Here is a 12562-nt window from a genome sequence, read left to right on the forward strand (position 1 = left end):
GACAATTGCGATCATCGATTCAGGTTCCCACCCGCGCCGAGGGCGCGGTGCGGAATCCTGGAAACTCGTTTGACGGTCAGGGAGCGACGACGCCCGCGATCGGGATGCGTCCGCCGACTGCGACTCGGAAGTCGACCATGGCGCGCTGCAGATGGTCCGGCGAGGTGACCACGACGGCGCTGGTGGCGCCGCGCTGAGCGAGGATCGCGTTGGTGTTCCGCGCGTTCTCGACCGTGGAGCGCGAGGTGTATTCCTCGGTGATCCGGAATGCGGGGATGCCGTGCCCGATCAGCCAGTCGCGCATCGCGCGGGACTCGGTGATCCCGTTCTGCGGTACGCCGCCGCTGACGATGATCGGGGACAGCGGGTAGCGGTGGGCGACCTGCAGGGTCGCCTGCATCCGGGACTCGAGCACCGGCCGCATCGTGCCGTTGGGGAACAGTCCCGCGCCGAGCGCCACGATGTTGGTGCCGAACGGATTCAGGTCGAGGACCACCGGGAACTGGGTGGTCAGGGTCTCGAACCGGGTGCAGGCGAGGATCGCATCGCGAGAGGGTGTCTGGCAGCCGCCGACGGTCGAGAGCACGCCGTTCACCAGCGTGGTCGGTGTCACGTCGGCATTCGCCGTGGCGGGCAGGACGGCGCCCGCCGCCGCGGCGATGGCGGTGGCGGCGAGGATCCTGCGGGCGAGCAGAGACGGCGAACGAAACGACATGACACTCCTTTGGACGAACGGCTCCTCCCCCGCAGGAGGTGACGAACGGGGTTCAGTCTGGACTAGGACCCGTATCCGTGTTGGGGCTTTCGGAAATCTGCACTCTCCGACCGCCATTCAAACACGCGATACCGCAAGATGTCGGTTAGGACGTCCTCGGCGTTTCAGTCCTCGGCCTTCGCCAGCGCCGACGGCCACCAGATTCGTTTGCCGATGTCATAGGAGAGGGCGGGAACCAGGACGCTGCGCACGATGATGGTGTCGAGCAGAACGCCGAAGGCCACCGCGAACCCGATCTCCGCGAGGAACACCAGCGGCAGCACACCCAGCACCGCGAACGTCGCGGCGAGAACCACACCAGCGGAGGTGATCACGCCACCGGTGACGGCCAGCCCGCGCAGCACCCCGGAGCGGGTTCCATGGGTGAGCGACTCCTCCCGCACCCTGGTCATCAGGAAGATGTTGTAGTCGATGCCGAGCGCGACAAGGAATACGAAGGCGAACAGCGGGAAGGCCTGGTCGGCGCCTGCGAAATGGAACACGTGGGTGAAGAAGAACCCGCACACGCCGAGTGTGGCTGCGAACGAGAGCACCACGGTGGCGATCAGGATCAGCGGCGCGAGCAGCGCCCGGAGCAGGATGGCGAGCACCAGGAAGATCACCACGAGCACGATCGGGATGATCAGGTTCCTGTCGTGCACCGAGGCGGTCTGCACGTCCAGGGTGGCCGCGGAGTTCCCGCCCACCAGGGCGTCGGCGCCGGGGACGGCGTGCACCGCGGTGCGCAGCCGCTCGATGGTCTCCAACGCCTCCGGTGAGTCGTAGGAGTCTGCGAGCGTGGCGGTGACAACGGTGCGGCCGTCGATCGGCTGCACGGTCAGCTGTGGCGGCGGGCAGCCGGTCGGCGCGGCCGCGGGGGCGCCGGTGCCCAGGTTCAGCCCCGCAACCTTGGCGTAGTCGATCTGCAGGCACACCGAACCCGGGGCCGTTGCGACACCTTCGACCCCGCCCGCGACGGCGATCACCTGCTCGGCGGCGTCGGCGTCGGTCATGATGACGGCCGGCGCGCCGGTGCCCTGAGGGAACTTGGCATCGTAGATCGCCTGACCCTGGGCGGCCTCGGGGTTGTTGGTGAAGTTCTCGGTTGAGGTGAGCCCATCCGTCTGTAGGCTGCCGATCCCGATGGCGCACAGCGCGATCAACAGCACGGTGGTGCCGATCCACGCGGGCCGGGCCCGGTTGCCGACAGCGGTGGAGATCCGGCCCCACATGCCGTGCGCGGTGAGATCGGCGGCGTGGTCGACGTGCGGCACGCGCGGCCAGAACACCCACCGGCCCGCGGTCGCCAGCGCCACGGGGAGGAACGTCATCATCACCAGGTAGGTGCAGGCGATGCCGATGGCGGTGACCGGACCGAGGCTCTTGTTCGAGTTCAGTTCGGAGAAGGTCAGGCACAGCAGTCCGAGGATGACGGTCACCGCGGAAGCGGTGATCGCGGGAGCCGATTCGCGCCAGGCCCGGATCATCGCGTCGAACCGGTTGGGGTACGCGTGAAGTTCTTCCCGGTACCGCGCGATCAGCAGCAGCGCGTAGTCGGTACCAGCGCCCAGCACGAGGACCATCAGGATGCCTTGGCTCTGGCCGGTCAGCGTCAGGATGTCCTGCTTGGCGAGGAAGTAGATGACCATCGAGGAGAGGCCGAGCGCCAGCATCGCGGACAGCAGCGGGAAGATCCAGAGGACCGGGGAGCGGTAGACGACCAGCAGGATCAGGATCACCACGAGGAGGGCCGCGCCGAGCAGCGCGCCGTCGAGTCCCTGGAAGGCGTCGATGAACGCCACGAGTAGCCCGCCTGGGCCCGCTGGCAGCACCTCGAGTTCGGCGGCGGCGGCCGAGCGGGCCGCGTCCATCACATGCTGTTCGGTCTCGGCGAGGACATCGCCCTGGACCTGCGTGCCGTCGGACTTGGCCACCAGCGGCACGAACAGGGCCGCGGTGGTGCCGTCCTCGGAGTACTGGACCGGGGCCATGCCGGTCTTGTCGACACCAGGAACCTGCGTCACCGCCGTCGCGGCGTCGGCGATCGACTCCTTGTCCTGCTCGGTCAACGGCCCGTCGCGGTGGAACACGACGAATCCCGGGATGGTCTCGACCGTGACGAACTTCGCGGATTCGTCGGCGACGATGGTCGATTCGGCGGAGGCGGACAGATAGCTGGCGTTGTCGTTCTTCTGGACCTCGGCGAGCTTGCCCTGGAATGAGCCGCCGACGCCGCCGGCCAGGAAGGCGATGAGCGCGATCGCGATGACGGTGAACACCGGCCAGCCGCGCCGGGGCTTCCGGGGCGTCACCGTCGAAGGCTCGTCGCTGATGTCGAGTTCGGCCATCGGTTCTCCTCGAGAATGCCCGTCATCGCAGGTCTCCAACGGGTTCAAGTAGACCACGGGGTGGGTCGGGGGATCCGGGATTCCCCGGACCGATTCACGTTTCCCGACACAGTGACGGGAACATGTTCTAACTTGGTCCTCGCTCCGGCGCGCCGACCGCGCCACCACAGAGAGAGGGGACAGAGTCGATGACCGCAGGTCGTTCGGATCAACAGACGGGGGGCGTCTCGCGCAGAGGCTTCTTGACCGCCGTGGCGGGGTCAGCCGCCCTCGCCGGACTCGGCTGGACGCCCGCGCAGGCGATCCCGTTCGGCGACGCCAGGGCGACGCTGCCCACACCTCCCGACTTCCCCGACGGCATCGCCCTCGTTCAGCAGGGCTACGAGAACTGGGCACAGGAGATCCGCTTCGACCAGGTCTGGACCTGTACGCCCCGGGACGCGCAGGACGTGGTCCGGCTCGCGAACTGGGCACACGCCAACGGCTACCGACTGCGGCCGCGAGGGACCATGCACGGGTGGAGCCCGCTGACCCTGGAGGCCGGCCAGAACGTCGACCGGGTGCTGCTGGTGGACACCATGGCGAGACTGAACGCCATCGCGGTCGACGCCGTCGGCGCCGCCGAGGGTCGTGCCACGGTCACCGCGGGCGCGGGCGCCACCGTCGAGACGATCCTCACCGAGCTGCAGGCGCACGGACTCGGCTGGGCCAACGCACCCGCGATCGGTGGGCTCACCATCGCGGGGGTGCTCGCGATCGACGCGCACGGGGCCACGCTGCCCGCGGACGGCGAATCCGCGCTCCCGGGGGCATCGTTCGGGTCGCTGAGCAACCTGGTGACCGCGATGACCGCGGTGGTCTGGGACGAGGCTGCCGGTCGGTACGAGCTGCGGGAGTTCAGCAGGGCCGACGCGGCCATCCGGCCGCTGCTCACCCACCTCGGCCGGTCCTTCGTCACCTCGGTGACGCTGCAGGCCGGACCCAATTACCGGCTCCGCTGCGAGTCCGTCACCGACATCCCGTGGCGCGAACTGTTCGCCCCGGCAGGGTCACCGGGCCGGACCTTCGAGAGCTACGTGGCCCGCTCGGGTCGTGTCGAGGCGATCTGGTTCCCCTTCACCGAGACGCCGTGGCTCAAGGTGTGGACGCCAACCCCGGTCAAGCCGCCGCAGTCCCGGGAGGTCACGGGGCCCTACAACTACTGGTACTCGGACAACCTCCCACAGGCGGTCACCGATCCACTCGGGCTGATCACCAGGGGGATCGGCAGCGCCACACCGTTGTTCGGGCAGGCGCAGTTCGCGACCATCGCGTCCGGTCTCGGCACCACCGGGACCGCCGACCTGTGGGGCTGGTCCAAGGACGTGCTGTTCTACCTCCGCGCGACGACCCTGCGGATGAACGCGGGCGGCGGTGTGGTGATCACCCGCAGGTCCAACATCGCCCGGGTGATCAACGAGTTCACCGGCTGGCATCACCGGCGTCAGCAGGAACTGCGGGCCGAAGGCCGGTATCCGATCAACGGGCCCTTCGAGGTGCGACTGTGTGGGCTCGACGACCAAGGCGAGGTGACGGTGGAAAGCGCTGGTGCGCCGACCATCTCGGCGCTGCGTCCCCGACCCGACCACCCCGAGTGGGACACCGCCATCTGGATGAACGTGGTCGGCGTGCCCGGCACGCCGGGCCAGGCCGCGTACTTCCGCGAGATGGAACTGTTCATGAGGGAGAACTACAGCGGCGACTACGCCACGTTCCGGCCGGAATGGGCCAAGGGCTGGGCGTTCACCGACCGGGCCGGGCACTCCGACGGGCCGTCCATCGACTCCGTCATCCCCGACACCTACCGGGACGGGGTGCCCTCCGGCGACAACTGGGACACGGCACGCGCCGCATACAACGCGCATGACCCGCACCGGATCTTCAGCAACGGCTTCCTGGACAGACTGCTGCCATGAGCTACCGGCCCGACCTGGGCCGGATGTGCTCGAAGATCAGGATCGTCTCGGTCGCCGCGACCTCCGGGCGCGCGGACAGGTGGTCGAGCACGAAGTCGCGCAACGCGCCGGTGTCGCGCATCGCGACGTGGAGCAGGTAGTCGTCGGCTCCCGCGATGAAGTAGACGTCGAGCACCTCGGGCGTCGCGGACATCCGTTCCGCGAACTGCGCCATGTGTGGGCGTGCGTCGGCGCGCAGCCGGACGGAGATCATCGCCTCGAGGTCCCGTCCGAGGGCCGCCGGGTCGATGTCGGCGTGGAAGCCCCGGATGACGCCCTTCTCGACCAGCGCGCGCACCCGGGCCAGGCAGGTGGAGGGCGCGATCCCGGCCAGGTCGGCGAGCGCGTTGTTCGGGGTGCGGGCATCGCGGGTGAGCTGGGCGAGCAGGACGTGATCGATCTCGTCGAGCCTGACCGCCCGAACATCGTTCGGGCGGGCACCCCGTGAGGTGCCTTGAGTCGAAGATTCCGCAACCATGTGCCGATTCTAAAGAATTATCAGCACAAATCTGTGCATGGAATCGAGGAAAATTCATACTTGACCCAGCGTCGATCACGCTCACCCACACCGAACCGCCCCCGAAACCCGAGGAAGTGTCATGAGGATCGGAATCCCCCGCGAGGTCAAGAACCACGAGTACCGGGTCGCCATCACACCCGCAGGCGTCCACGAACTCGTCTCCCGCGGCCACCAGGTGTTCGTCGAGCAGGAGGCCGGTGCCGGTTCTTCCTTCGCCGACGCCGATTACCGCGCGGCCGGCGCGCAGATCTTGGCCGACGCCGACGATGTCTGGGCGTCCGCGGAGCTGCTCTTGAAGGTGAAAGAGCCCATCGCGGAAGAGTATTCGCGGTTGCGTCCTGACCTGGTGCTGTTCACCTACCTGCATCTGGCGGCCTCGAGGGAGTGCACGGACGCGCTGATCGCGGCGAAGACGACCGCGATCGCCTACGAGACCGTGCAGGCCCCCGACGGTTCCCTGCCCCTGCTCGCGCCGATGAGCGAGGTCGCCGGGCGGCTCGCGCCCCAGGCAGGCGCCTACCACCTGATGGCCAGCTCCGGCGGCCGCGGCGTCCTGATGGGCGGCGTGCCCGGGGTGCGCCCGGCCAACGTGGTGATCCTGGGTGGCGGGGTGGCCGGCCAGAACGCGGCGGCGATGGCCGTCGGGATGCACGCCGATGTCACCGTCCTGGACCTGAACGTCGCGCGGCTGCGCGAGCTCGACGACCGGTACAACGGACGGCTGCGGACCGTGGTGTCCAACGCCTTCGAGGTGGAGCAGGCGGTGCTCGGCGCGGACCTGGTGATCGGCGCGGTGCTGGTGCCGGGGGCGAGGGCGCCGAAGCTGGTGTCCAACGAACTGGTGTCCCGGATGAAGCCGGGTTCGGTGCTGGTCGACGTCGCGATCGACCAGGGCGGGTGCTTCGAGGACTCGCGTCCGACCACCCACGCCGACCCCACCTACCGGGTACACAACTCCGTCTTCTACTGCGTCGCGAACATGCCGGGCGCGGTGCCCCGTACCTCCACCTTCGGGCTGACCAATGCCACCCTCCCGTACGTCCTCGAGATCGCGGAACTGGGCTGGCGCCGGGCAACCGCCGCCGACCGGGCGCTGGCCGCCGGGCTGAGTACCCACGACGGCGAGGTGCTCTCCACCGCGGTGGCGGACGCGCACGGCTATCGCGGCTTCGCCAACGGCGCGCGGGTCACACCCGACCTGGGGTAGGACACGCGCACGGTCGCGCACCGCCTACCCTTGGCCGCGACCGGAAGGAGTGCGCAGTGACCGAGGCAATCGTGGTGGCGCGGGACGGGGACATCGTCACGTGGACGCTGAACCGTCCGGAGACCCGCAACGTCATCTCCGAGCCCGACATGATCGAGGCCTTCGAGGCGGCGATCGCGGACGTCAATCGGGACGTGACAGTGCGCGCGGTGGTGTTGACCGCGGCCGGGCCGTCGTTCTCCTCTGGGGGCAACGTCAAGCACATGCGCGACCGCGAGGGCATGTTCGGCGGCTCACCCGTGGAACTGCGCGGCGGCTACCGGCACGGCATCCAGCGGATCCCCCGGGCGCTCTATCACTGCGAGGCGCCGGTGATCGCCGCGGTGAACGGCCCGGCCATCGGGGCGGGCTGTGACCTTGCACTCATGTGCGACATGCGGATCGCGGCGACCACGGCCACCTTCGCGGAGAGCTTCGTCAAGCTCGGCATCATCCCGGGCGACGGCGGTGCCTGGTTCCTGCCGCGCGCGGTCGGGCAGGCGCGGGCCGCCGAGATGGCCTTCACCGGCGACGCGATCGACGCCGCGACCGCCCTCGAGTGGGGCCTGGTCTCCCGGGTGGTGGAGCCGCATGAGCTGCTGTCGACCGCCCGTGCGCTGGCAGAACGGGTCGCGGCGAACCCGCCGCAGGCCCTGCGGATGACCAAGAAGCTGCTCCGCGAGGGGCAGCACCAGAGCCTGGAGAGCCTGCTCGAGCTGTCCGCCTCGATGCAGGCGCTGGCGCACCACACGCACGATCATCAGGAAGCGGTGGCCGCGATGCTCGAGCGCAGGCCGCCGCGGTTCACCGGGGCGTAGCCGGGCCAGGGGCCGGGTGCCCGCCGCGGACCCGGCGCGGGCCCTTCGCAATGTCGGGGGGCCACCGTAAGGTGTCGGACGTGATCATCGTCAGCACGGACGGCTCCTGCCTTCGCAACCCCGGCGGCGCGATCGGCTGGGCGTGGGTCAACCACATGGGGCCGAGCCGCTCCGGCGGCGAACGGTCGGGCACCAACCAAATTGCCGAGCTGCGTGCGCTTTTGGAGGCCATCCGGGCCCATCCGGGTGACGAGCCGATGCTGATCGAGTCCGATTCCCAGTACGCGATCAAGTGTGCCTCGGAGTGGGTGTCCGGTTGGAAGCGCAAGGGCTGGCGTACCGCCTCCGGCGAACCGGTGAAGAACCTGGACCTCGTGCGCTCCATCGACGAGGCGATCGCCGAGCGGACCGGCCCGGTGCGCTTCCGTTGGGTCCGCGGTCACGTCGGCAACCACTACAACGAGGAGGCGGACAAGCTGGCCGGGGAGGCCGCTCGTGCCGTCGCGGCCACCGTCGCTTCCGCCCCTGCGCCCGCCCCGCGGGCGAAGGCCACGACGCACTCCGCGCCGGTGTCGCCGGCGAAGAAGGTCTCGCGAGCCAAGTCGGTGGCGGCGCACACCGTCGTCCCGAACGAGAAGGAGCCGACGCTGTTCGAGGTCTCCGAATCGGACGAGTCGCTCACCCTCTTCTGATCAGAGGTCGAACAGCCGCGCACCGTTGCCGTGGCACACGGCGCTGACCCACGCCGCACCCAGGTCGAGCCGAGAAACCGCCTCCAGGGCATGGGCATACGGGTAGGGGATGTTCGGGAAATCGCTGCCGAACAGGATCCGCTCCTGCAGGTCGAGCAGTCGCGGAAGGTCGGCAGGCAGCAGCGGCGCGGCATCGTTGATGAAGTCGGTGAACGCCATCGTGGTGTCGAGCAGCACCCGGTCGTGGCGCTCGGCGAGTTCGAGGAACTCCGCGTACTCGGGCATGCCCATGTGCGCGATGACCAGACGCAGCCGGGGATATCGGGTCAGCAGCTCCGCGATCGGTCCAGGGCCCGTGAAGCGTCCGGGCGCGGGCCCTGACCCGCAGTGGATCACGATGGGGGTGCCTGCGTCCTCGAGGACGCCCCACACGCCATCGAGCAGCGGATCGTTCGGGGCGTAGTCGCCAACCTGGATGTGCGACTTGAACACCCGGGTGCCGTTCTCGAGCGCCGCGGTGACGTACTCGGCGGCACCGGGCTCGGGATAGAAGGTGGAGGTGTGCAGACAGTCGGGGTTGCGGGCCGCGAACTCGACCGCCCATTCGTTGAGCCACGCCGCCATGTGCGGCTTGTGCGGATAGATCATCGACGTGAACGCCCTGACCCCGTAGGAGCGCAGCCGGTCGAGCCGGACGTCCTCCTCGTGCCGGTAGGCGATGGGCCATTCCATGCCGGTCAACGGTCCGGCCGAGTCGAAGTACCTCCACACCTTGTCCATCACGTTCTTGGGCATGAAATGCGTGTGCACGTCGACGATTCCGGGCAGGTTCCACTGCTCGCGGAACGCGGTCACCGCGTCGATGTCGGCCTGCCGGGATTCGGGTTCGTCGATCACGTGACCCACCCTGTCATGCCCGGTTCGGCACTCAGAATCCGCCGTCGACCCGGACCACGGCACGGCCGGTGTAGGTCCCGGCACGTACCCGGTCCAGCACCTGGGAGACGTCCCGGATCGGCACCTCGTGCGCGATCGAGGTCAGATGCCGTGGACGCAGATCGCTCGCGAGGCGAGCCCACAGCGCACGGCGCTTGTCGATCGGCAGCTGCACGGAGTCGATGCCCAGCAGGGAGACGCCGCGCAGGATGAACGGCAGCACGGTGGTCGGCAGTGCAGATCCGCCGGTCAGCCCGCTCGCCGCGACCACGCCGCCGTAGCGGACGGTGCTGAGCACGTGCGCGAGCGTCGTGCCACCAACGCAGTCGACTGCGGCCGCCCATTCCGCCTTGCCGAGCGGGCGGGGCTTCGCGTCCGGGTCCTCGGGCAGCCGACCGATGACGGACGCCGCGCCGAGCGAGGACAGCAGGTCCGCGGCCGTGGGCTTGCCGGTCGACGCGACCACCTCGAACCCGGCAGCGGCGAGCAGGTCGACGCTCACGGTGCCGACGCCGCCGCTTGCGCCGGTGACCAGGACGGGCCCGTCGGCCGGGGTGATGCCGCGGTCGAGGACGGCCTGCACGCTCATCGCCGCGGTGAAGCCCGCGGTGCCGATGGTCGCCGCATCGCGGGGGGAGAGGTCCGAGAGCCGGACCACCCAGTCGGCGGGGACCCGGGCGAACTCGGCATATCCACCGTGACGCCCGGTACCGATCTCGTATCCGTGCGCGAGGACCAGGTCGCCGGGTGTGAACGAGTCGTCGTCGGAGGCGACGACCTCGCCTGCGAGGTCGATGCCGGGGACGATCGGGTACTCGCGCACCACCCCGCCCCGCGGCGTCACGGCGAGGGCATCCTTGTAGTTCACGCTCGAGAAGTGCACCTTGATGGTGACCTCGCCGGGCGGCAGCGCACCGGTGTCGAGGGTGCCGGGGGCGAGCGTGATCTCCCCGTCCTGGTCGCGTGCGATGTAGGCCGAGAACGTCGTCGTCACCGTTCCGAGCCTAGGGCGTCCGCCACCACGGGGCCAGGCTTCTCCTTGCGCTCCGCGAGGAATCCCACCGCCTCGACGACCAGGACCGGTTTTGCCGCGCCCTCCCGCTCGAAGGTCAGCTTGTTCAGGACCTGCGCGCCCCCGGCGATCTCGTGTACCGCGGTGATGGTGGCGCGCATGCGAATTCGGGACCCGACCGGTAGCGGCGCGGTGAACCTGACCTTGTTGTAGCCGTAGTTGAGCGCGTGCGCGAAGCCGTCGAAGGCGATCAGCTGCCCGGTGAAGAACGGGCCGAGCGAGAGGCTGTAGTTCCCGTGCGCGATGGTGGTGCCGAAGGGGCCGTCGGCGGCCCGCTCGGGGTCGACGTGGATCCACTGGTGGTCTCCGGTGGCGTCGGCGAAGGCGTCGATTCGCTGCTGCGTCACCTCGTGCCAGTCGGTGGGGCCGAGCACGGTCCCGATCAGCGCGGTGAGCTGGGCGAGGGTGCTCGGCCGGACCGGGTCGACGCTCGAGTTCGTCATGTCTGTCGCTCCCATGCTCCGCGTGGCATCACGCCTTCCTCTCAGTATGGGCCGCCGGAGGGGAGCAGGCCACGCACGGCGACGACCCGCGTTGCCGTATAAATACGGCATGTCAGGATCGGTTTCCGGGGATGATCGCGACGATGCGCCACCGTCGATGGCGCGGTCGGGTCTGCTTCGTGAGCTACCCGTCACCGAGCGCGGGCTGCGGACCCGGGCGGCGTTGATCGCGGCCGCAAGAAGGGTGTTCGAGCGCTCGGGCTACCTCGACACCCGCCTGATAGACATCACCAAGGCGGCCAAGTGCTCGGCCGGGACGTTCTACACCTACTTTGCGAGCAAGGAAGAGATCTTCGCCGCGGTTCTCGAGCTGGCGCAAGAGGACATGATGCACCCTGGCATGCCGCACGTGGCGGCCGAGGACGATCCCGCCGCGATCATCGCGGCCAGCAATCGGGCGTACTTCGAGGCCTACAAACGCAACGCGAAGCTGATGGGCCTGCTCGAACAGGTCGCCAGCATCGATCCAGAGTTCCGGGTGCTGCGGCAGCAGCGGGCCGACGCGTTCATCCGCCGCAACGCCCGCAGCATCGCGAATCTGCAGCAACGCGGACTCGCGGACCGGGATCTCGATCCGTTGCTGGCGTCGTCGGCGCTCTCGGGCATGATCAGCCGCCTCGCGTTCGGGTATTTCGTGACCGGCGGCGAGGTGGCGTCCCTCGATGACATAGTCGACACCGCCAACCGCCTGTGGGTGAACGCGCTCCGCATCGCCCCCCGCGGCTGACGCCGCACCACGCTTCTCTGCTGGTCAAGGGGTGAAACGGGCCGCATAGTTGAATCTGAGTCCGAATTCAACTATACAGTTCGACAACGCTCGGATCAGGTCGCACCGCGAGGAAGAGGAATCGTTGTGAAGGTTGCGCAGAGGGTCGCCATCGTGACGGGCGGCGGGGGCGGTATCGGTGGCGCGCTCGCCGCACGGCTCGCCGCCGAGGGTGCGAGGGTCGTCGTCGCGGACCTCGACGAGGCCGCCGCGCTCGCCGTCGCCGCGAGTGTCAACGCCGAGCACCCAGGTTCCGCGGTCGGCTCGGGCGCGGACGTCTCCGACACGTCCGCCATCCAGCGACTGATCTCGCTCGCCGAGTCCGAATTCGGGCCGGTGGACCTGTATTTCGCGAACGCAGGGATCAGCGGCGCGCCTGGGCTGGAGGCGACCGAGAGTGACTGGGACCTGTCGATCGACGTCAATTTGCGGGCCCACATCCGGGCCGCGCAGTTGTTGGTCCCGCAGTGGCTCGAACGGGGCGGGGGCTACTTCGTCAGCACCGCGTCGGCGGCAGGCCTGCTGACCCAGATCGGTTCCGCCACCTACTCGGTGACCAAGCACGCCGCGGTCGGCTTCGCGGAGTGGCTCAACGTGACCTACGGCGATCGCGGGATCCGGGTCAGCTGCCTGTGCCCGATGGGCGTGAACACGAAGCTGCTCTACGAGGGGGAGGAATCCGGGGACGCCCGAGGCGTCGCGGCGACGCGGGCCGTGACCTCCGCGGGCGACGTGCTCGAACCGGCGCAGGTCGCCGACGACGTGCTCGCCGCGATGGACGAGGAGCGCTTCCTGATCCTCCCGCACGCGGAGGTGCTCGAGATGTACCGCCGCAAGGGGGCCGACTACGACCGGTGGTTGCGTGGGATGCGGCGCTTCCAGGCCGGACTGCTGCCGGGCGCCTGATCGCCCC

12 protein-coding genes are annotated in these 12562 nt (G+C 69.1%); 6 read left to right on the forward strand and 6 right to left on the reverse strand.

Features of this window, described 5'->3' with window-relative positions:
* Positions 1–76: 76 nt before the first annotated feature.
* Both JOE46_RS19010 and JOE46_RS19015 read right to left on the reverse strand, forming a co-directional pair.
* Complete coding sequence (locus JOE46_RS19010; protein WP_077040051.1) at positions 77–715, reverse strand: YdcF family protein; 639 nt, start codon at positions 713–715, stop codon at positions 77–79.
* 164 nt (positions 716–879) lie between these two features.
* Positions 880–3102 (reverse strand): MMPL family transporter, encoded by a 2223-nt coding sequence (locus tag JOE46_RS19015; RefSeq protein WP_097213490.1) that lies wholly within the window; start codon positions 3100–3102, stop codon positions 880–882.
* 188 nt (positions 3103–3290) lie between these two features.
* Here JOE46_RS19015 and JOE46_RS19020 point away from each other — a divergent pair, with 188 nt between their 5' ends.
* Positions 3291–5057, forward strand: coding sequence for a cholesterol oxidase substrate-binding domain-containing protein (locus tag JOE46_RS19020; protein ID WP_097213489.1), 1767 nt, complete (start codon positions 3291–3293; stop codon positions 5055–5057).
* 1 nt (position 5058) lies between these two features.
* Here the strand turns inward: JOE46_RS19020 and JOE46_RS19025 are convergent, their stop codons facing one another.
* Positions 5059–5574, reverse strand: coding sequence for an Lrp/AsnC family transcriptional regulator (locus JOE46_RS19025; protein ID WP_097213488.1), 516 nt, complete (start codon positions 5572–5574; stop codon positions 5059–5061).
* Between the two features lie 121 nt (positions 5575–5695).
* On the opposite strand from JOE46_RS19025, the gene ald reads away from it, so the two are divergent.
* From ald to JOE46_RS19040, 3 genes are all read left to right on the forward strand, one after another.
* On the forward strand, positions 5696–6823 hold the full coding sequence (ald, locus tag JOE46_RS19030) for an alanine dehydrogenase (protein WP_097213487.1): 1128 nt from the start codon (positions 5696–5698) through the stop codon (positions 6821–6823).
* Between the two features lie 56 nt (positions 6824–6879).
* Positions 6880–7680 (forward strand): crotonase/enoyl-CoA hydratase family protein, encoded by an 801-nt coding sequence (locus JOE46_RS19035; protein WP_097213486.1) that lies wholly within the window; start codon positions 6880–6882, stop codon positions 7678–7680.
* A gap of 80 nt (positions 7681–7760) precedes the next feature.
* A complete protein-coding gene (locus JOE46_RS19040; protein ID WP_097213542.1) occupies positions 7761–8372 on the forward strand; it encodes a ribonuclease H in 612 nt (203 codons plus the stop codon).
* On the opposite strand, the gene JOE46_RS19045 is transcribed toward JOE46_RS19040, so the two are convergent.
* From JOE46_RS19045 to JOE46_RS19055, 3 genes are all read right to left on the reverse strand, one after another.
* Entirely contained in the window at positions 8373–9236 is an 864-nt protein-coding gene (locus JOE46_RS19045; protein ID WP_257017714.1) for an amidohydrolase family protein, read from the reverse strand. It abuts the gene before it with no gap.
* A 64-nt stretch (positions 9237–9300) separates the two neighbouring features.
* Positions 9301–10302: an oxidoreductase gene (locus tag JOE46_RS19050; protein WP_097213485.1), complete on the reverse strand. Its 1002-nt coding sequence runs from the start codon at positions 10300–10302 to the stop codon at positions 9301–9303.
* Positions 10299–10823: a MaoC family dehydratase gene (locus JOE46_RS19055; RefSeq protein ID WP_097213484.1), complete on the reverse strand. Its 525-nt coding sequence runs from the start codon at positions 10821–10823 to the stop codon at positions 10299–10301. Before JOE46_RS19055 ends, JOE46_RS19050 begins: the two co-directional genes overlap by 4 nt.
* 109 nt (positions 10824–10932) lie before the next feature.
* Between JOE46_RS19055 and JOE46_RS19060 the strand changes: the two genes are divergently transcribed.
* Complete coding sequence (locus JOE46_RS19060) at positions 10933–11610, forward strand: TetR/AcrR family transcriptional regulator (protein ID WP_245221111.1); 678 nt, start codon at positions 10933–10935, stop codon at positions 11608–11610.
* A gap of 126 nt (positions 11611–11736) precedes the next feature.
* Positions 11737–12555, forward strand: a complete 819-nt coding sequence (locus JOE46_RS19065) for an SDR family oxidoreductase (RefSeq protein ID WP_097213482.1) — start codon at positions 11737–11739, stop codon at positions 12553–12555.
* Positions 12556–12562: the final 7 nt, after the last annotated feature.

Source organism: Rhodococcus sp. PvR099 (genome assembly GCF_017833315.1).
GTDB lineage: Bacteria > Actinomycetota > Actinomycetes > Mycobacteriales > Mycobacteriaceae > Rhodococcus_G > Rhodococcus_G oryzae.